This is a genomic window from Paenarthrobacter sp. NPDC089675, assembly GCF_044749185.1.
Taxonomy (GTDB): Bacteria; Actinomycetota; Actinomycetes; order Actinomycetales; family Micrococcaceae; genus Arthrobacter.
The window spans coordinates 317,653-336,246 of the sequence record NZ_JBIVHM010000001.1; the positions used below are offsets into that span (position 1 = coordinate 317,653).

The 18,594-nt window shown below is 63.3% G+C and carries 18 protein-coding genes; 11 read left to right on the top strand and 7 right to left on the bottom strand.

The annotated features are described in order from the left end of the window. Positions 1-4: 4 nt before the first annotated feature. The 3 genes from ACIPY2_RS01545 to ACIPY2_RS01555 all read left to right on the top strand — a co-directional run bounded on the left by ACIPY2_RS01545 (position 5) and on the right by ACIPY2_RS01555 (position 2,815). Complete coding sequence (locus ACIPY2_RS01545; RefSeq protein WP_400264633.1) at positions 5-784, top strand: PIG-L deacetylase family protein; 780 nt, start codon at positions 5-7, stop codon at positions 782-784. A 73-nt stretch (positions 785-857) separates the two neighbouring features. Next, the gene (locus ACIPY2_RS01550) at positions 858-1,403 is read left to right on the top strand and encodes a gluconokinase (protein ID WP_400264634.1); all 546 of its coding nucleotides are present in this window, start codon (positions 858-860) and stop codon (positions 1,401-1,403) included. Continuing rightward, positions 1,400-2,815: a gluconate:H+ symporter gene (locus ACIPY2_RS01555; RefSeq protein WP_400264635.1), complete on the top strand. Its 1,416-nt coding sequence runs from the start codon at positions 1,400-1,402 to the stop codon at positions 2,813-2,815. Before ACIPY2_RS01550 ends, ACIPY2_RS01555 begins: the two co-directional genes overlap by 4 nt. Before the next feature lie 81 nt (positions 2,816-2,896). Here the strand turns inward: ACIPY2_RS01555 and ACIPY2_RS01560 are convergent, their stop codons facing one another. The 4 genes from ACIPY2_RS01560 to ACIPY2_RS01575 form a co-directional block, all read right to left on the bottom strand. Further along, complete coding sequence (locus ACIPY2_RS01560) at positions 2,897-3,745, bottom strand: anti-sigma factor domain-containing protein (protein WP_400264636.1); 849 nt, start codon at positions 3,743-3,745, stop codon at positions 2,897-2,899. Between the two features lies 1 nt (position 3,746). After that, positions 3,747-4,352 carry an ECF RNA polymerase sigma factor SigK gene (gene sigK / locus ACIPY2_RS01565; RefSeq protein ID WP_400264637.1) on the bottom strand — a complete coding sequence of 202 codons (606 nt, stop codon included), beginning with the start codon at positions 4,350-4,352 and terminating at the stop codon, positions 3,747-3,749. Between the two features lie 188 nt (positions 4,353-4,540). Then, the gene (locus ACIPY2_RS01570; protein WP_400264638.1) at positions 4,541-5,008 is read right to left on the bottom strand and encodes a tRNA (cytidine(34)-2'-O)-methyltransferase; all 468 of its coding nucleotides are present in this window, start codon (positions 5,006-5,008) and stop codon (positions 4,541-4,543) included. A gap of 36 nt (positions 5,009-5,044) precedes the next feature. Further along, entirely contained in the window at positions 5,045-5,989 is a 945-nt protein-coding gene (locus ACIPY2_RS01575) for a J domain-containing protein (RefSeq protein WP_400264639.1), read from the bottom strand. 122 nt (positions 5,990-6,111) lie between these two features. On the opposite strand from ACIPY2_RS01575, the gene ACIPY2_RS01580 reads away from it, so the two are divergent. Continuing rightward, complete coding sequence (locus ACIPY2_RS01580) at positions 6,112-7,053, top strand: diacylglycerol/lipid kinase family protein (protein ID WP_400264640.1); 942 nt, start codon at positions 6,112-6,114, stop codon at positions 7,051-7,053. Positions 7,054-7,121: 68 nt separating this feature from the next. Then, positions 7,122-7,796: a hypothetical protein gene (locus ACIPY2_RS01585; protein ID WP_400264641.1), complete on the top strand. Its 675-nt coding sequence runs from the start codon at positions 7,122-7,124 to the stop codon at positions 7,794-7,796. A gap of 59 nt (positions 7,797-7,855) precedes the next feature. Here ACIPY2_RS01585 and ACIPY2_RS01590 read toward each other — a convergent pair whose 3' ends face one another. Next, on the bottom strand, positions 7,856-8,284 hold the full coding sequence (locus tag ACIPY2_RS01590; RefSeq protein ID WP_400264642.1) for a hypothetical protein: 429 nt from the start codon (positions 8,282-8,284) through the stop codon (positions 7,856-7,858). 94 nt (positions 8,285-8,378) lie between these two features. Here ACIPY2_RS01590 and ACIPY2_RS01595 point away from each other — a divergent pair, with 94 nt between their 5' ends. Both ACIPY2_RS01595 and ACIPY2_RS01600 read left to right on the top strand, forming a co-directional pair. After that, positions 8,379-9,059, top strand: a complete 681-nt coding sequence (locus tag ACIPY2_RS01595; RefSeq protein ID WP_400264643.1) for a helix-turn-helix transcriptional regulator — start codon at positions 8,379-8,381, stop codon at positions 9,057-9,059. A gap of 27 nt (positions 9,060-9,086) precedes the next feature. After that, on the top strand, positions 9,087-10,310 hold the full coding sequence (locus ACIPY2_RS01600) for a cysteine desulfurase family protein (protein ID WP_400264644.1): 1,224 nt from the start codon (positions 9,087-9,089) through the stop codon (positions 10,308-10,310). On the opposite strand, the gene ACIPY2_RS01605 is transcribed toward ACIPY2_RS01600, so the two are convergent. Next, positions 10,307-11,563, bottom strand: a complete 1,257-nt coding sequence (locus tag ACIPY2_RS01605; protein WP_400264645.1) for an NAD(P)/FAD-dependent oxidoreductase — start codon at positions 11,561-11,563, stop codon at positions 10,307-10,309. The two genes, ACIPY2_RS01600 and ACIPY2_RS01605, sit on opposite strands and share 4 nt — an antisense overlap. Positions 11,564-11,739: 176 nt before the next feature. On the opposite strand from ACIPY2_RS01605, the gene mnmA reads away from it, so the two are divergent. Together mnmA and ACIPY2_RS01615 are read left to right on the top strand one after the other, a co-directional pair. After that, on the top strand, positions 11,740-12,879 hold the full coding sequence (mnmA, locus tag ACIPY2_RS01610) for a tRNA 2-thiouridine(34) synthase MnmA (protein WP_400264646.1): 1,140 nt from the start codon (positions 11,740-11,742) through the stop codon (positions 12,877-12,879). A gap of 83 nt (positions 12,880-12,962) precedes the next feature. Continuing rightward, a complete protein-coding gene (locus ACIPY2_RS01615; RefSeq protein ID WP_400264647.1) occupies positions 12,963-14,594 on the top strand; it encodes a hypothetical protein in 1,632 nt (543 codons plus the stop codon). 15 nt (positions 14,595-14,609) lie between these two features. Here the strand turns inward: ACIPY2_RS01615 and ACIPY2_RS01620 are convergent, their stop codons facing one another. Beyond that, a complete protein-coding gene (locus tag ACIPY2_RS01620) occupies positions 14,610-15,437 on the bottom strand; it encodes a caspase domain-containing protein (protein ID WP_400264648.1) in 828 nt (275 codons plus the stop codon). 310 nt (positions 15,438-15,747) lie between these two features. Here ACIPY2_RS01620 and ACIPY2_RS01625 point away from each other — a divergent pair, with 310 nt between their 5' ends. Continuing rightward, on the top strand, positions 15,748-17,376 hold the full coding sequence (locus tag ACIPY2_RS01625; RefSeq protein ID WP_400264649.1) for an ABC transporter substrate-binding protein: 1,629 nt from the start codon (positions 15,748-15,750) through the stop codon (positions 17,374-17,376). 125 nt (positions 17,377-17,501) lie between these two features. Next, entirely contained in the window at positions 17,502-18,593 is a 1,092-nt protein-coding gene (locus ACIPY2_RS01630; RefSeq protein ID WP_400264650.1) for an ABC transporter permease, read from the top strand. The last annotated feature ends 1 nt before the right edge of the window (position 18,594 follow it).

An 18,594-nucleotide genomic window follows, 5' to 3' on the forward strand; every position in this document is an offset into this window, starting at 1 on the left:
TTCTTTGACTCCTGGCGTTACGTCAGCAAAGAGCCCGTTCAACGCCTCCACGGAGCGCGTTGAGCGGGTGCTTTGCTTTACTGCCCATCCGGACGACATCGACTTCGGCGCCGCCGGGACCATTGCCGCGTGGACGGCTTCCGGAGTGCAGGTCAGCTACTGCATCATGACCGACGGCGATGCCGGCGGCTTCGATCCGGCGGACCGCGAGCGGATCATCGAGCTCCGTGCCGAGGAGCAAAGGAGTGCTGCCGCGCTGGTGGGCGTCAACGACATCCACTACCTCCACGAGCGGGACGGCTACCTGGAGCCGACACATGGCGTCATCAAGCAAGTTGTGAAGCTGATCCGTGAAGTCCGCCCGGACATCGTCCTGACCATGCATCCCGAGCGAAATTGGGACCGTCTGCAAAAGAGCCACCCGGACCACCTGGCGGCGGGGGAAGCAGTCACCCGGGCGGTATATCCCGCCGTCGAGAATCCCTTCGCCTATCCCGAACTGGCTGAGGCCGGGCTTGGCGCCTACAAGCTCCCATGGTTATGGTTTATCTCCAGTCCGGAGGCACTTGAGAACCACGCCGTCGACGTGACGGACCACATCGAAGCCAAACTCGATGCCATCCGGATCCATGCCAGCCAGCACCCGGACATCGCCCGGATGGAACGGGTGGTCCGGGACAACCTGCTGGCCAACGGGCGGCGCGCGGGCTTGCCTGAAGGCAGGAGCGCGGAGTATTTCCACGTGGTCTCCGTCAACGGAAGCAGTACCATCGCCGGTTTCTAGTATTGCCCTTGTGTAACCCCTGCCATATGCTTGACCTCGGTTAAATCATATTTATTGAGGAAGGCAGACTTTGATGGCGAAGACTGCACAGCAGCCCGTCCTGGTGATTATGGGAGTCTCCGGCTCGGGCAAGTCGACAGTGGCCGGCGTTCTCGCCGGCAAGCTCGGGTGGGACCTTGCCGAAGGCGACGACCTCCACCCTGAAGCGAATGTGGCCAAGATGCACTCGGGCCAAGCGCTGACGGACGAAGACCGTTGGCCTTGGCTTGGCATCATCTCCGACTGGATCAAGGAGCGCACCGCCAGCGGAACGCCGGCGATCATTACCTGCTCGGCCTTGAAGAAGAAATATCGCGACGTGCTCCGCGGCGACAATGTGGTCTTTGTCTTCCTTCAAGGAAGCAAGGACAAGATCTCGGACCGCCTGGCGTCGCGGCATGGCCACTTCATGCCTCCGTCCCTCCTGGAATCGCAGTTTGAAGCACTTGAGGAGCCTACCGGCGACGAGAACTACATCTCGCTCTGCGTCTCGGCATCTCCGGCGGAGGAAGCAGACGAAGTCATTGAGCGCCTGGGGCTCCGCCCGATCGGTGCCGGCGCAGAATCGACCGCCTCATGATGGCCGGCGCAGTGGCACTGCGCGTCGGGGCCGAGGCACAGCCGTGGACCGGACACGATACACAGCTGCTGGTTGTTGCGGCGTTGGGCATCGCGCTGATCGTGGTGCTCATTGCCAAGTTGAAGCTCCACCCGTTCCTTGCCCTGGTCCTCGGTTCGGCCTTTGTGGGCCTCGCGTCCGGCGTGGAGCTCGGGAAGGTCATCACCAACTTCGAGGACGGAGTGGGCGGTGTCCTGAAGGAAGTGGGACTCCTGATCGCACTAGGTGCGATGCTGGGCAAATTGCTCGCTGACTCCGGGGGAGCCAACCGTGTGGTGGACACCCTGATTGCGAAGGCCAGCGGTAACAAACTGGTCTGGATGATCACCCTGGTGGCCGTCATCATCGGCCTGCCTATGTTCTTCGAGATCGGGCTGGTGCTGTTGCTTCCGGTGATCGTGCTGGTAACGCAGCGATCCGGGATGAAGCTCATGCGCATTGCGATCCCGGCGCTGGCTGGCCTCTCGGTCCTGCATGGGCTGGTCCCTCCGCACCCGGGTCCGCTGATTGCGATCAGCGCGGTCAAGGCCGAACTCGGAACCACCCTGGCCCTCGGCCTCCTCGTCGCCGTTCCTACCGTCATCATCTGCGGTCCGTTGTTCTCACGGTTGGCAGCACGTTGGGTGCCGGTGGATGCTCCGGCCGTGGCGGGCGGCATCGACACCAAGCACACCACCGACCTCAGTGACGTCAAGCGCCAGCCCTCGTTCATCGTCACTCTGCTGACCATCATTTTCCCGGTGGTCCTGATGCTCCTGAAGGCGCTGGGCGGGATCATCTGGCCGGATGCCGCAACCGCACCTGCCATCCGGGTCTTCTTCGACTTTGTTGGGCAGCCCTTGGTGGCAATGACTTTGGCAGTGCTCGCGGCCATCGTGACTTTCGGATACGCCGTCGGCTTCACCGGCAGCAAGATCACGTCGAAGCTTGGCGACAGCCTGGGGCCGATTGCCGCGATCCTCCTCATTGTGGGCGCCGGCGGTGGCTTCAAGCAGACCCTCATTGGCGCAGGCGTAGGAGACGCCGTAAAGAAATGGGCCGAAGGTGCCAACATGTCGGTGCTGGTGCTCGGCTTCATTGTTGCTGTCGCGCTGCGTCTGGCCACGGGCTCGGCGACAGTGGCGACTGTCACCGCTGCGGGAATCGTGGCACCCCTGGCAGGGAGCTTGAGCCCGACGCACGCCGCACTTCTCGCCTTGGCGATCGGCGCGGGGTCGCTGTTCCTTTCGCACGTCAACGACGCTGGGTTCTGGCTGGTAAAGGAGCTTTTCGGCTTGACCGTGGGGCAGACCTTCAAAACCTGGTCTGTGATGGAAACCCTGATATCCCTGGTTGGATTCGGCTTCGTGATGCTCTTGTCACTGGTGTTATAGCCGGGTCATCTTCCGCAATGTAAGACGGCGGCCGTCCCCGTTTGGGGGCGGCCGCCGTCGGGCGTTCAGCGCATCAGGCCCTTATGCCGCGCCAAGCGGAACCACGAGCACGGGAGCTGAGGTTGGGGCTTTCGAGCCGCCGGCCGGTTCAACCGTAATGGCCACGGAGGAAGCAGACGACAAGCCCTTGACCACTGCCGGCTTGGACAGTGTTTCAGCGTCCATGGTTCCTTGGGGAACAGGGGCGGAACCATCCTTGGGTAACGTCCACAGTTGGTAGACCTTGCCGCTCGGAGCGGGCGCAACACCATCCATCAGGACAACGAACGAGTCCTTCGCAGACGATGCCGAGATCGTAGCCGTACCTCCGCCGGGGACGTCCGCAGTCTTCTTTTGGACGTCCTGTGCCTGAAGGACCTGGTTCACGGGGTCGCTTTGGCCCGCAACATACGAGCCGACTCCAATGCCGGCCACAGCTATGGCTGCGGCAGCCGCCGCACCGATGATCCAGGAACGTACACCGCCCAGGCGGCGGCGTTCGTCGCGCTTCATCCTGGCCTGCGACAACTCATCAACCAGCGGAGCCGGGGGGAGTTGGCCGGTTGGCTCCTGGACCTGCCCAACGGGTTCACTTGCGGCAGCATCCCTGGTGATCCGGTCCATGATGTTGTCAAAGAGGCCGGCCGGGGGTTCTGCAACAGGTGCGAAGCTGATCGCCAAGGTTTCCCTGGCCTGGCGGACGCGGTCGCGGAACTCCGGACCTTCGGGGGCGCTGCTGACGTAGTCGTCAATCAGCGCACGTTCGTCCTCCGTGACAGCGTCCAGCGCGTAGATCTCGGCGAGTTCCAGGACCCGCCCCTCTGCCAGGTCGGTTGCGACATCGTTCGCAAACATTTTGCGGATAAATCCTCCACCAGTGTTTTCAGTCATGTCAGCCCACCCCCAAACACATCTTCAGCCGCAGGAGGCCGTCCCGGATGCGGGACTTGATGGTGGGCACCGCCGCGCCGAGATGCTCGGCGACTTCCCGGTAGGTCAGCCCACCGTAGTATGCGAGGCGGACGGATTCCTGCTGCGTTTCGGTCAGGGTTCCGAGGCAGCGGCTGACGAGTTCGGCTTCAAGGTTGGTGTCCGCTTCTTCGGCTACCACGTCCCTGTCCGGATCCTGGCTGGCGGCACCGTAGCGGGCCTCCCGATCGGTTGCGGCCTGAACAGCACGAACGCGATCGATGGCGCGCCGGTGGGCGATGGTCATCAACCACGCGAGGGGTGTTCCGGCAGACCGGTCGAATTTCGCGGCACCCTGCCAGACCTGTACGAAGACTTCCTGCGTGGCATCCTCGCTGAGTTCCGGGTCAACCAACACCCGGCGGGCCATTCCGAAAACACGCCTGGAGGTAAGCCGGTAGAACTCGGCAAAGGCCTGCTGGTCGCCGCCGGCGACCAACTCGAGCAGGCCGGATAACTGTGAGTTCAGGTCTGTCGCCGGACCGGCGGCCTCAAAGACCGGGGGACCGGGATTGTTGGGGGTGTCCATCACTGTCCAGCATATGTCTTCGGGTTTCAAACCGGCAGGACGACGGTACGGTGTTGCGGGCGCAGTGGTCACGCGGTCCGTCACCGCCGCCCGTGTCTCCAGCACTCTCACTGAGGCTCCTCATCCATCGCCCTGCCGGAGTTTCTCTCCTGCATAGGGTATTCGGCGCCGCGGTCCCGGTGGATGGGCTAGAGTTTGGCTCCCGCAAAGCCGTTCTGCCGCCAAGCCTCGAAAACGGCGATGGACGCTGCATTGGCCAGGTTGAGGGACCGAAGCGAGGGGAGCATGGGTAGCCGGACCCTTGCCGTCACATGCGGGTCCTGCTTGAGCCAGGCCGGCAAGCCAACCGATTCAGGCCCGAACATGAGCACGTCGTTTTCTTTGTACTGGACATCCGTGTAGGTGGTATCGCCGTCGGAGGTAAAGGCGAACACCCTGTCCGGTTGCAGGGCTGCCCACGCGGCGTCGATGTCCTTGTGCACGGTGACTACGGCGAGGTCGTGGTAGTCCAGGCCTGCCCGCCTGAGCTTGGCATCGGAGAAATCGAAGCCAAGGGGTTCAACCAGATGGAGTTCGGCTCCGGTTATGGCGGCCAAGCGGATGGCGTTGCCCGTATTACCGGGAATTTCAGGAGTGTGGAAGAGGATGCGGAACACCGTTACATCCTAGCCACCCCAAGGGGTGCCAAGGACTCAGTGCATGCCCCTGAGCAGTCGCGCGAGGACAGGCACCACCACTGTATTGGGAGCCGGGCCGGAGCTGAGGAACTGTTTGAGCCCCCGTGCGAGCCCTGCGCCGTTCACTACTTCAATGCCGCCGTTGACGCCCTTGCCCCTTCCGTAGTGGTCGATCACGGGTTCGTGCAGGTTTCCATCCGGGCTGTGCAGCACCACCCAGCCTGTGACGTTGAGCTCCGGGAAGATGTCCTGCATGTGGCGCACAATATGGCTCAGCTGTGGTGGCGCGATGGTCCTGCCCCCATGGCGGAGCGACTGGCCGTCCCACGCATAGGCGCCCTTGGGCAGCAGCATCGAACCAACCAGGGCCAGCCGGTATCCGGAGAGTACGGCGTGGTCGATGTGGTTGTTGTCCGACGGGGACCGCAGCCCATTGATGAGCCGCGCCGCGGGGATAGGGGAGAGCACTTGTTTGCTGATGAGCTGAACAGTCCGGAGCTCGCGTTGAATGCGTGCTTCCGCGCCGAAAATTCCCCGTTTGCGCGGCTGGCCGTGGACCTGCCGGGAAGCTTCGGCCTCCGAAAGCAGGGGGACCTCGTTCGGATCATCGAACGCCGGAACGTAGACGGGAGGATCCCCGGCGGTATTCCGTGGCGCTTGAGGACGTTTGACTCCGGCGCTCGTGGCGGGCCCGGGGAAGCCGGCGCCCGAGTAGTCACCTGGCCTTGGCTGGGGCGGTACGGAGGCCCCGCTGGCGTAACGGCGGTCGTATTCAGCCCTGCGTTTCGGATCGATCAGGGTTTCGTAGGCCAGGGTGACGCGCCTGAAAGCCTCGGCTTCGCCACCGTGGTCCGGGTGGGCCTTTCTGGCCGCCCTGCGGTAGGCCTGCTTGATCTCCTTGTCAGTGGCCGTCACGGACACCCGAAGGACCTGGTAGTGCGAACTGCTGCCCTCGGCCAAGCACAGGCCCTTTCCTCGTTTTCCTTGTCCGCTCCGTTCGCGGGCGGTCGGGCCAGTTTATCCAGCCACCATATGAACGCTCTCATCCGGTGCGCAGGTTCCCGGCTGGCATAATTCGTGCTGTGATCCCTCCGGCCGATGAGCAGACCCGAAGCCTTGCAGAAACCTCCTGCCCGGCGAAGATCGCGCTCGCCGTTAATCCTTCGGCTTCGTTTGGCCGTTCTCGCGGAGCCGGGGACGAAGCCGCGGCCTTCTTTCGCGCCGCCGGTGTGGGCGTCGTCGTACTCCGTAGCGGATCCTATGCCGATCTGGAACAGCGTCTGGCATCCGTACTCGACACGGCCGTTGACGCCGTGGTGGTCGTTGGCGGGGATGGCATGGTCCATATGGGGGTCAATGCCGTGTGGGGCCGCAACGTTCCGTTGGGGATAGTGCCGGCCGGCACAGGCAACGATGTGGCCAGGCTGCTGGCTTTGCCATTGGACGACGTCCACGCTGCGTGCAGGAGAATACTGGCCGCCTTCCGAACGGGGGGCCGCACGATTGACACGGGCCGTGTGACGTCAGGTGACCGGACCTCCTTTTTCGCCGGCGTCCTCTCGGCGGGATTTGACGCTTCCGTCAATGAACGGGCCAACTCCTGGCGCCGGCCCAAGGGCAGGAGCCGTTATAACCTGGCCATGCTCCGCGAACTGATTTCCTTCCGGCCCATCGACTACGTGGTCACTGCGGATGGGCGGCAGTGGCGGCAGAAAGCAATGCTGATGTCGGTGGCCAACGGCCAATCCATCGGCGGCGGGATGAGAATTACTCCCGAGGCTTTACCCGATGATGGGTGGCTCGACCTGTTCGTCGTCCGTCCCTTGTCCAGGCTGCGCTTCCTGGCGGTCTTTCCCAAGGTCTACTCAGGGCGGCACATGGGCCACCCGGCGGTAAGGACGTACAGGGCCCGCAAGATCAGGCTGGAAGCGTCAGGCGTGGTGGCCTACGCCGACGGCGAGCGGGTGGCCGGTTTGCCGCTGGAGGTTGAGGTTGTTCCCGGCGGCCTCTGCGTCCTGGCTTGAGTCAGGGCAGCTAGACTCTCTCCGGGCAGAGCAGGCTGGTGAAGGAGCAGGCGAGTGAAGGGGCATCGGTGGCAGTGAACGTTCGACGACGGCTGGTTGCTTTTGGCCTGGCCGGCACCTTGGGCCTGGCGCTGGGAGGATGCAGCGTCAATGTGCCCGATCCCACCGCTCAGAAGCCGTCGCCGTCGGAATCGACACCCGCCACCCCCACCATCACTCCCGGCCACGATGCAGCGGCCGTCGCGGCAAAGGACCTGCCACTGGGAAGTGGTGCGAGCTTGGTGGCCGGTGAACCGGTGACGATCGCCAGCCGCTTGGAAGAAGTGCCCGGGTGGACCCTCACGCGTTCCGCGATGCAGGGAGAGAGTCGATACACGAAGTCCGATGGCTGTGTGGTGGACTCCCGGGTCAGTATCAACCAAGGTCCGCTGGTGGTGGCGGGCGACGATGCCGCCTCAACCAAAGCATTGTTCCAGTATCTGGATGCTGGAATCGACGTATCGAGGTTGAAGCCCGCTACCCTGCGCTGGGGGCAGGATACGGACCAGCCCCGGAGAACGGTTGAGTTGTTGGCGTTGAAGTCCCCGGCAGCGTCCGGGGGCAAGGCTGCCTTGGTCCTCGCCAGGCTGTTCAGTGGTCCGGCCTCGTCGGTCTTCGTGTCGATTGTCTGTGCGGATGACGCCGCACTGGCGAAGGCCACGGCTGATGTCCAGGCGCAACTGGTTGTAATTCCCCCTGCCTGACGTCGGGTGAGAGTCCATCGTCCAGCCTATGACCGGGGTGTTCCGTCCGGAGGTTGGACTTACTGAACGGTCCTACTGAAGGTCGTGGCCAGGCGGTTGAGTGCCAGTGCGCCCACCAAGAGACCGAAGTCGCGGAGCGCGACGTCAAAGTAGCTTCCCAGCACCAGGAGGTTGGCGATGATGCCCATGAGCCACGCTGCCACCACCACGGATCCGATCCGGGGCTTGAAGGCAACGAGGACTCCGGCAATGACTTCGATGATTCCCACCCCGTACATGAAAGTCTGTGCAGGGATAGGCACCACCGATGTGGCGACAGGTGCGAGGTAGTTGGTCCACTCAGTCAGCAGGTTGGTGAATTTGTCCAGCCCAAAGATTATCGGAGCCACGGTGAAGACGGTTCGCAACAGGAGATAAGCCTGACGAGTGGTTTGCACGCCGGTGGCCGCAGCAAGGGTCGGGGAGCGATGAGTGGTTGAAGGTTCCATGACCTGACTTCCTTTCTAAAATTGGGTACTTTAATTTTAGAATCGACCTACTCCTTAAGCAATGGGTCTTGTTTTTAGAGATATCCTTGATGCCATGGGTATGACCAGGCTCCCTTGGCTGAAAAGGCTTGCTGCTCTCTCGTCTTTGGAGGATGCGAGTCGGCGGCAGTTGTTCGCCTATGTACGCAGTGCCGGCGGCCCGGTGGGCCGCGACCAAGCGGCGGAGGCCATGGACATGCCACGGAGTACGGCTTCCTTCCACCTTGACCGGTTGGTGCGCGACGGCGTTTTGCTCGTCCTGTTCAAGAAGACCGGGAAAGGCGGCCCTGGATCAGGCCGTCCGGCGAAGTTCTACTTACCGGCGATGGACGAGGTGGCTGCTTCCGTTCCGGAGCGTCACTACGATTTGGCCGGGGACCTGATGGCGTCCGCAATCGATGCGTCCTCCAAGGGCGCCGGCCCTGTCCGCGAAACCCTCCTTGATGCTGCCCGGCGGAAGGGGCTGGGTCTGGGCAGGCCGGGTGACTTGCCTGGCGCCTTGAATGACCTCGGTTACACCCCGGAGCAGGACGAAAACGGTGGGTACCGCTTACTCAACTGCCCCTTCCACCGCTTGTCTTCGGATCACCGGGACGTTGTCTGCTCGATGAATGGCGCGCTCTTGCGGGGCGCAGCAGAGGCGTCGGGTGTTCCGGAGCAGTGTGTTGTTCCTGATTCCGGCCCGGGCCATTGTTGTGCCCGCATCACAGGCGAACTGCCGGGACAACCGACCTGAAAGTCCGGTCCTCGGTAGAATTGCGGGGTGTCCGTTTATCTTGACCACGCCGCCACCACCAGCATGTCGCCTGAAGCCCTGGCCGTCATGACGCGCGAGCTGGGCCGGACGGGGAATCCGTCCTCCCTGCACGGAGCGGGACGCCGGGCGCGGAGGGTGGTCGAGGATGCCAGGGAAACCTTGGCTGCGGCGGCGGGTTCACACCCCTCGGAAGTGATCTTCACCTCCGGCGGGACGGAAGCCGACAACCTTGCCGTGAAAGGTCTTTTCTGGGCCCGCAGGGACGCAGATCCGCGACGCACCCGCATCCTTTGTTCCGCCGTCGAACACCACGCGGTACTGGACACGGTCGAGTGGCTGGAACGTCACGAGGGCGCGGAAGTGGTTTGGCTGCCGGTTGACGAACAGGGTGTGGTCCGCCTTGATGTTGTTGAGCGCGAGCTGAAAAACGACCCGGGCTCGGTGGCGCTCGTGACCGTGATGTGGGCCAACAATGAGGTGGGAAGCCTCCAGCCGGTCCCGCGAATCGTCGAACTTGCAAAGGAGTACGGAATTCCTGTGCACTCGGACGCGGTTCAGGCCTTTGGCTCCGTGCCGTTGGACTTCCGCGCCTCGGGGCTTGCCGCGATGTCAGTATCGGGGCACAAGATCGGTGGTCCCGTGGGCGTGGGTGCCCTGTTCCTTGGCCGCTCGGTCAGCCTCACGCCTGTCCAACACGGCGGCGGCCAGGAGCGGGACGTCCGTTCGGGAACCCTGGACACCCCGGCCATCGCAGCATTCGCGGCGGCTGCTGCCACCGCGGCCGCAAACCTCCCTGCCGAGCAGCAGCGGCTAAGCGGGCTGCGGGACCGGCTTATCGCGGGAGTGCTTGACGCCGTTCCGGAAGCAATCCTGCGCGGGGCACCCGGAAACGGGCGGCTTCCGGGCAATGCGCATTTCACCTTTCCGGGATGCGAGGGCGATTCCCTTCTCTTCCTGCTTGACCTTGCGGGCGTGGAATCCTCGACGGGCTCGGCCTGTACCGCGGGAGTGCCCCGCCCCTCGCACGTCCTCCTGGCGATGGGCCTGGATGAGGACACTGCCCGGGGCGCGCAACGCTTTACGCTGGGCCATACCTCGACGGAGGAAGACGTTACGGCACTGCTGAAGGCCCTGCCCGAGGCGTGCGCCCGCGCTCGCCAGGCCGGAATGGCGGGGCATGAGTCGAGTATCCAGACCGCGGCTACCGAGGCCAGGAGCCAAGGCGGCTAGCTTGTGTGTCCCGCCTGCCCGGAAACGAGTTCTTCCAGGGGTACGGCAGGATCCAGGAGGCGGGACTCGTCCACCCGCCCGCGCCCGGTGATCAAGGCTTTGATGGCCTTCTGGACGCGCCGTTGGTTGACGCTCATCCCGGCCGCTACCCGATGGTCGTCCGTCAGCCAGAACGCTATGAAGCTGCCGTCGTCCAGTGATCCCCGGATCTTCGGTTCAAGCCCTGTGGCAAGGGAGGGGAACCCCGAATATTCCATGCTGAGGCTGAACTGATCGGTGTAGAAGTAAGGCACGGCATCCAGGACGGATTCCTGCCCGAGCATTGATCTTGCTGCCACCTTTCCGCCGTTCAGGGCGTTCGCCCAGTGTTCGCTGCGGTGGTGCTCGCCGGTGAACGGATGCAGTGCATTGGCGACGTCGCCGGCAGCGAAGACATCCGACGCACTGGTATGCAGGGAGGCATCGACCAGGATGCCGTTGCGGATCGTCAGGCCGGCGGCCTCGGCCAAAGCGGTGTCAGGCGCCACGCCGACGGCGATGACGACGAGGTCCGCCGGCAAGGAGACGTCCGTGTTGGTCCGCACGGCTGATACCCGGCCGTTTTTCCCTTCGATGGCCGCCGCGCTCGCGGGGAGCAGGAAGTTGACCCCCTGCTCCTCGTGGATGCGGCGGAAGTAGGCTCCAAGTACGGGCCCCACCGCTGTGCTGAGCGGGAGATCTTCGAGCCCCAGCAACGTGACGTGGTTGTTGTAGCTGCGGGCTGCTGCCGCCAATTCCATTCCGATCCAGCCTGAGCCCACCATGACCACGCGGTGCCCTCCGCCTTGCAGGAGCGACCGCAGCCTGGCGCTGTCCTCGAAGGTCCGGAAGGTAGTGACTCCTTCGAATTCCATCCCCTTCAGGGGGAGCCGCCTGGGCCGGGCGCCCGTTGCCAGCAGTAACTTCGCGTACGGAAGGGAAGTGCCGTCTGCCAAGGCAACTGCATGTCCCTCCACGTCCAGGGAAGCGACGGGAGTGCTCAAAAGGAGATCGACGCCGTTGTCCGCGTACCACTGTTCCGGGACCACGTGCAGGGCATCGTCGCCTTCTTTGCCGAGCAGGAATTCCTTGGAGAGCGGGGGCCTCAGGTATGGGATGCGTGGTTCTGCCGCCGCAAGGGTGATGGGTCCTTCGAAGCCCTCTGCCCGCAGGGTCTTCGCCGCGGTGGCTCCGGCCAGGCCGCCTCCAACTATGACCATTTGTTCAGTTGCCATGTCAGCTCCGATTCTAAAATGGGTGCTTTTGACTTTAGAAGTGATCGGAACGGCAGTCAAGGACTATTCGGGCGGTAATCCCTGATCGGCTAGAATGGATGGGCATGCCGAACGCCTCCCGTCGGATGCCCCAATCCTGAATCCCCGTGAAATCCCAAGACCCAGAGAAAGCCAGCATGCGAGTACTTGCAGCAATGAGCGGCGGAGTCGATTCCGCCGTAGCAGCCGCCCGGGCCGTCGAGGCCGGGCACGACGTCGTCGGAGTTCACCTGGCGCTGTCCCGCATGCCCGGCACCCTGCGCACGGGGAGCCGTGGCTGCTGCACCATCGAGGATTCCCGCGACGCGTGGCGTGCATGCGACGTGCTGGGCATCCCCTACTACGTCTGGGATTTCTCGGAACGCTTCAAGGAAGACGTCGTCCAGGACTTCATCGACGAGTATGCGGCCGGACGTACGCCGAACCCTTGCATGCGATGCAACGAACGCATCAAGTTCGCAGCCCTCCTGGAAAAGGCCATCGCCTTGGGCTTTGATGCCGTGTGCACCGGTCACTACGCAAAGGTCATCGAGGACGCCGACGGAAACCGGGAACTCCACCGCGCGGCCGACTGGGCCAAAGACCAGAGCTACGTGCTGGGTGTCCTGACCCACGAACAGCTGAAGCACTCCATGTTTCCCCTTGCCGACACGCCGTCCAAGGCAGAAGTGCGGGCGGAAGCCGAGCGCAGGGGACTGTCCGTGGCCAATAAGCCGGACAGCCACGACATCTGCTTCATCTCCGACGGCGACACCCGCGGGTGGCTCGCCGAGAAGATCGAGATGACCACCGGCGACATCGTGGACGAAACCGGGGCCAAGGTGGGCGAACATCCCGGCGCCAATGCGTTCACGGTGGGGCAGCGCCGTGGCCTGAAGCTGGGAACTCCCGCTGCCGACGGAAAGCCGCGGTTCGTCCTGGAGATCCGGCCCAAGGAAAACAAGGTTGTGGTGGGCCCGGAGGCGTTGCTCGCCATTGACGAGATCCGGGGTATCAAGGTCTCCTGGGCAGGGTTGCCCATAGCGGAAGTGGCGTCCGGCGAAGAATTCGGCTGCTACGCACAGGTCCGGGCCCATGGCGATCCCGTTCCCGCGACCGCGCGTGTGGAAGCGGTGACGGACGAGACCGGTGTGCAGCGCAACGAACTGGTGGTCACCCTGACCGATGCCCTCCGTGGCGTTGCGCCCGGACAGACAGTGGTGTTGTACCAGGGCACCCGTGTCCTGGGCCAGGCGACGATTGACGCCGCGCGTTCCCTTCAGCGGGTGGCGCTCTAGTCATTGCCTCCCCGTAGGCGGAACCCCATACTGGCCTAAGCAGCGCACCGCTGCGGTGTGTTGGGGTCCGCATTGGGACGGCGATGACTGTGGCATTTCCGAAGCAAAGCCCGGGGGACATCAAAGCCGGGCAGATGGTTTCCGTGACGGTCCTTGCAGAGGGCCCCATCGGCAGCGGCGGAGCCCCTCCGCTGACGGCCCAAGTGCGCATTCCAGTGGAGCGGTTGAGGCGGGGGCCCACGGGTCACCGCTACGCAATCCACATCCGGAAGTGGCGCGGCACCACTGTTTCCCCAGTAACCCTGACCAGCAAGGGCGATCCTTGGCAACTGGTCTCCGAACCACCGCCGCCGGATCTCCGCGAGTTGCTCGATGACACGCGTTTCCTTGCCCAGCACGTATACGGGGTTGCCATGGGCACCCTGGACATCTTCGAGTCAACGCTGGGACGCCGCATGCCGTGGAACCCCGAAGGCAGGGTGGTCCTGAAAGCCCGGGACCTGGTAACGGCCACCGACACCGGCTATGAACGCGGTACCAACATCATCCGGTTCGGTTCCGTGGACCGGATGGGCTACAAGGTGCCGACTGCCCTCTTTCGGGACATCGTTGCGCACGAAGTCACGCACGCGATCCTGGACGGATTCAGGCCGGCCTGGGCTGACCAGTTGGCCACTATCGAGCAACTGGCCTTGCATGAGGCGCTGGCAGACCTGGTGGCCATCCTCCAGGTGTTTTCCTCCCGCGAAGTGGTGTACAGGCAACTTCAAGCAGCGGCCGGCGGGTTCGAGGCGGGCCAGGTAGTGGATGACGCAGTCCTCATGCGGTCCCTCTTTGACTTCGCCCGTGATCTTTTTGCCCGGGGTCCACTGCGCGAGCCGTTTGTTGGCGCAGTCCCGGAAGACTGGCAGGAATTCACTGAACCCCATGCCCGTGGCGCCGTGGTGGTCGGGGCCGTCCTGCGCGCAGTTCAAAAACTGTGGTCCGAGAGGAATGCCCGATTCGGAGACAGCCAGAGCTTGCAGCAAAAAGCCGAATCCGGCTCAATCGTCGCAATGCGGATGCTGCGCATGGTGATCCGCGGACTTGCATATATGCCTCCGGTAGACGTGGGATGGCGCGACCTCCTCCGCGGGATCATCGCAGCAGACCTGGACATGGTGCCTGAAGATCCGCACGGCTACCGGGAAACCCTGCAGGCCGAATTTTCGGCAATCGGCATCCGACGGGTGTCCTTGAACAACATCAGTGGCGTCGGAAACTACCAGGGCCTCCGGTATCCGATCCGGCTTTCGGCGTTGGGGTCCGACCCGCAGGAAGTCCAAAGGTTCGTGTGGGAAAACCCCCGCCTCCTGGACGCTGCGCGGTTGGAACGCCGTACGCCGTTGAGTTCAACCCGGGTCCGCACCTCGGAGCGGGTCTCGCCGGACGGGTTCATCATCTCCGAGATCGGCGCCTCCTTCATTCAGACCGTCCGGATGAGCCGCCGGGAAGCGTACGTGCGGTTGGGGCTGAAGACGCGCCGGGACTTCGTGGACATCCGCGGCGGCGGCTTGTTGAGGTTCGACGCCGGTGGCCGGTTGGTCTATGCCGCGCTCAAGCCGGTGATGGACCGGGAAAGGCAAGCCTCCCAGTTTCGCTCGGACCTGCAGCGGGACATGGAAGAAGCTGCTTCATCGGGTGTCCGTACCAAATTCCACGGCACAGGAGAGTGAACCGCTGCCCGAAAGTCAGCTGCCCCACGCGGCCTTGCGGGCCGCCGTCGTGCCTTCCAGTTGTGCCACTTGGTCGAAGCCGCCGGCCTTGAGTCCTTTGCTGACCAGCTTCAGGAGACTAGCGCGGCCAACGGTGGCGTCACTGCGCACGGACTTGACGAAGTGATAAGTGAAGGCGCCGTTGTAGCGTCCGTCGATCAGGGCGTCGGCCGCGGTCTGGTCCGAGCGGCACGCGGCCATGAGTACCGGTTTGGACGACGTGGCCGCCTTGACCAGGTCGCGGAGTGTACGCGAGTCGTTGAATTCCGTGGTGATCACCGCCCGCGGGGTCGGCGCCGGGAGGAAGCGCGGGCGCCTGCCGGGCAGGAGGTCGAGTGACTTCAAGCCTGTGCCGCTGTGGCATGTATCCAGGACGACATCCATGAGGACGCCCTCGGGCAGCCGGGAAAAGGCGGCTGACAGTTCGTCGTCCGAGATCACGGTGGCAGGGTCCCAGGCGTCGCCGGTGTTGTTGATGTCGTAGCAGGCAAAGGCCTCATCCAGCCGGTCGGCCTCATCGCCGTTGGTGTCGGGTATTTGCGTGCCATGGCTGGAGAAAGTGAACACGAGGTGGTCTGCCGTCCCGGCAATGGATTTATCCACCAGGCTGTTGATTTCTGCCATAACGGCCTTCTTGGTGGCCTTCGCGTCCTTGAGGACGGTGATGTCCCCGGTCTGGAAACCGTACTGGTCGGCCAACAGCGTGGAGAGGTCGTCGGCGTCGTTGACGCAGCCTTGGAGCCAACTGGATTGGGGTAGGAACTTGAACTTGTTGATCCCTACGCATAGGGCTGCCTTGCTCATGTGGCTGTCCTTTCGGACTCGGTGCTGCACTGCCCAATTCGGCGGCCCCGCAAACCGCCGCCCGGATGCCGGCCATGATGCCGTGGCCAGGCTATTGCCAACTCGGAACAAAGATATTCCCGGGCATGCGCCGGGGCAATGGGCCTTAACGACTGAACGAAGCTACTTGTTGGTAAATTTTGTGTCTCGAATCACCAAATCGGACGTGCCCTGCCTTCGAAGTCTGGTTGAATCGTGGAATCAAATGTGTGCGCTGTCACAAATATCCGACCGGCGGCGCGCCGAATCCATCGAACAGAAGGTTCACCAGATGGCACTGAAGAAGAAGGCCCTGCACGGCGTTATCGCGCTTGCGGGCGTTTCCGCGCTCGCGTTGACGGCATGCACCGGGCCCTCGGGCGGAGGGTCCTCATCCGCACCGGCTGCGGCCGGCCCCATCGCCTACGGCACAACTGACAAAGTCACAGCCCTGGATCCCGCGGGTTCCTACGACAATGGTTCGTTCATGGTGATGAACCAGATCTACTCTTTCCTCCTGAACTCAAAGCCCGGGGGAGCCGAGCCCGTGCCCGACCTCGCGGAGTCGTCGTCGTTCACCTCCCCGACCGAGTACACCGTCAAACTGAAGCCCAATCTCAAATGGGCCAACGGGCACACCCTGGACTCCAAGGACGTCAAGTTCTCGTTTGACCGCCAGGTGGCCATTAACGATCCCGCCGGTCCGGCATCGCTGCTGACCAACATCCAAAGCGTCACCGCACCGGACGCGAACACCGTGGTGTTCAAGCTCAAGAACGCCAACGACCAGACGTTTGCCCAGATCCTCAGCAGTCCCGCTGCGCCGATCGTCGACGACGAAGTCTTCCCGGCCGACAAGCTCCTCTCTGACGACGACATCATCAAGGCCAAGGCGTTCTACGGCCAGTACACGATCGACAGCTACAAGAAGAACGAACTTGTCAGCTTCAAGGCCTTCCCGGACTACCAAGGGGTCCTCGGCAAGCCCGCCAATGACGAAGCAACCATCAAGTACTACGCCAGCCCGACCAACCTCAAGCTGGACATCCAGCAGGGCAACATCGATGTGGCGTTCAGGAGCCTGAGCGCCACCGACGTGGACGACCTCAAGAAGGACTCCAAGGTCAAGGTAGTCACCGGCCCCGGCGGCGAGATCCGGTACATCACCTTCAACTTCGACACCATGCCCTTCGGGGCCAAGTCTGCCGGCGCCGACCCCGCCAAGGCCACGGCCGTACGGCAGGCAATTGCCAACCTCGTAGACCGCCAGGCCATCGCCGACCAGGTCTACAAGGGCACCTACCTCCCGCTCTACTCCAACGTGCCCAACGGCTTCCTCGGCGCCAACCAGTCGTTCAAGGACGCCTACGGAGACAACGGCAAGCCGAGCATCGACAAGGCCAAGAAGGTCCTGGCCGACGCCGGCATCACGGACAAGGTCGCCTTGAACCTGCAGTACAACCCGGACCACTACGGCGGATCCTCCGGCGATGAGTACGCCATGGTCAAGGAACAGCTGGAGAAGTCCGGCCTCTTCACGGTAAACCTGCAGTCCACCGAATGGGTGACCTACAGCAAGGCCAGCCGCGCCGATGAGTACCCGCTCTTCCAGTTCGGCTGGTTCCCGGACTTCAGCGATGCCGACAACTACCTGACCCCCTTCTTCCCCGAGGGCGGCTTCCTGAAGAACCACTACAACAACCCGACGGTCAATGACCTGATCAGCAAGCAGCTCACTGAGGCCGACAAGTCGACGCGCGAAAAGGACATCCAGGATGTCCAGAACGCCCTGGCCAAGGACATCTCCACCCTGCCCTTGCTCCAGGGTGCGCAGGTTGCCGTTGCCGGAAGCGGCGTGAACGGCGTGGACAAGACGCTGGACGCATCGTTCAAGTTCCGCCTCGGAACGCTTTCCAAGTAACCCACCCCTGGGATGAGCAATGAGGCGGGACACTGATCCGGTGTCCCGCCTCCTTTGCTGACTCATCGCCGTCGGCAGGCACCAACCAGTCCCGCGCAATCCACGGGCAGGAACACAGGTAACACATGACAACACTCATCGACGTCCCCGAGGCTGAACCCGGCGTCGTCACTCCCAAAAGCAAGTCCAAGTCCGGGGGAGGGCTTGGCCGCTACATCGTGGTCAGGTTCTTCCTGATCATCCCCACGGTCTTCATCCTGGTGACCCTGGTCTTCTTCCTGATGCGGGTCATAGGTGATCCGATCACAGCCGCACAAGGCGGCCGGCTGCCTCCGGACGTCCTCGCCCAGCGGATCCACGACGCCGGTTATGACAGGCCCGTCCTGGTCCAGTACTTCGAGTACCTGGGGCAACTGGTCACAGGCAATTTCGGCACCACCATCACCGACCGCCGACCGGTGGTCGAGGTGCTGTTCACCTTTGGTGCCGCTACCTTGGAATTGAGCATCAACGCCCTCATCGTGGCGCTCGCCGTCGGCATCCCGTTCGGCCTCATCGCCGCCCAGCACAGGGACAAGGCCTCCGATGCCGTGCTGCGCCTGTTTGCCATTCTTTGCTATGCCACGCCGGTGTTCTTCTCCGGCCTTCTCCTCAAGCTGACATTTTCGGTGTGGCTTGGCTGGTTCCCCGTAGCCGGACGCGCCTCCACCCGTACGGAACTGACGATGAGCAACCTCGCTGCTCCGTCCGGGATCTACTGGCTGGACGCGCTGCGCAGTGGCAACTACACGGCACTGGGCGATGTGGCTGCGCACGCGGTCCTGCCTGCCATCGCCCTGGGTCTGCTGACGGCCGGGGTATTCCTGCGCCTGGTCCGAACCAATGTGATCGGAACACTCGGCAAAGACTACGTTGAAGCCGGACGCTCGCGAGGCGTCAGCGAATACCGGCTTGTCACCAAGCATGCCTACAAGCCCGCGCTGATCCCCATCATTACGGTCATGGGCCTGCAGATCGCCCTGATGCTGGGCGGCGCGATCCTGACCGAAACAACCTTTGAATGGAAAGGGCTCGGCTACCAACTGGTGCAGTACCTCAACGCCCGTGACTTCGTGGCAGTCCAGGGCATCGTCGTGCTCCTGGCCGTCATTGTCGCTGTCACCAACTTCATCGTTGACATCATCGCCGCCCTCATCGACCCCCGAGTGAGGTACTGAC

What these genes read in the sequence shown, in the direction of transcription:
- ACIPY2_RS01550 (WP_400264634.1), top strand. Translation starts at nt 858, where the DNA reads ATGGCGAAGACTGCACAGCAGCCCGTCCTGGTGATTATGGGAGTCTCC.
- ACIPY2_RS01555 (WP_400264635.1), top strand. Translation starts at nt 1,400, where the DNA reads ATGATGGCCGGCGCAGTGGCACTGCGCGTCGGGGCCGAGGCACAGCCG.
- ACIPY2_RS01560 (WP_400264636.1), bottom strand. Translation starts at nt 3,745, where the DNA reads ATGACTGAAAACACTGGTGGAGGATTTATCCGCAAAATGTTTGCGAAC.
- sigK (WP_400264637.1), bottom strand. Translation starts at nt 4,352, where the DNA reads ATGGACACCCCCAACAATCCCGGTCCCCCGGTCTTTGAGGCCGCCGGT.
- ACIPY2_RS01590 (WP_400264642.1), bottom strand. Translation starts at nt 8,284, where the DNA reads ATGGAACCTTCAACCACTCATCGCTCCCCGACCCTTGCTGCGGCCACC.
- ACIPY2_RS01595 (WP_400264643.1), top strand. Translation starts at nt 8,379, where the DNA reads ATGGGTATGACCAGGCTCCCTTGGCTGAAAAGGCTTGCTGCTCTCTCG.
- ACIPY2_RS01605 (WP_400264645.1), bottom strand. Translation starts at nt 11,563, where the DNA reads ATGGCAACTGAACAAATGGTCATAGTTGGAGGCGGCCTGGCCGGAGCC.
- mnmA (WP_400264646.1), top strand. Translation starts at nt 11,740, where the DNA reads ATGCGAGTACTTGCAGCAATGAGCGGCGGAGTCGATTCCGCCGTAGCA.
- ACIPY2_RS01615 (WP_400264647.1), top strand. Translation starts at nt 12,963, where the DNA reads ATGACTGTGGCATTTCCGAAGCAAAGCCCGGGGGACATCAAAGCCGGG.
- ACIPY2_RS01620 (WP_400264648.1), bottom strand. Translation starts at nt 15,437, where the DNA reads ATGAGCAAGGCAGCCCTATGCGTAGGGATCAACAAGTTCAAGTTCCTA.
- ACIPY2_RS01625 (WP_400264649.1), top strand. Translation starts at nt 15,748, where the DNA reads ATGGCACTGAAGAAGAAGGCCCTGCACGGCGTTATCGCGCTTGCGGGC.
- ACIPY2_RS01630 (WP_400264650.1), top strand. Translation starts at nt 17,502, where the DNA reads ATGACAACACTCATCGACGTCCCCGAGGCTGAACCCGGCGTCGTCACT.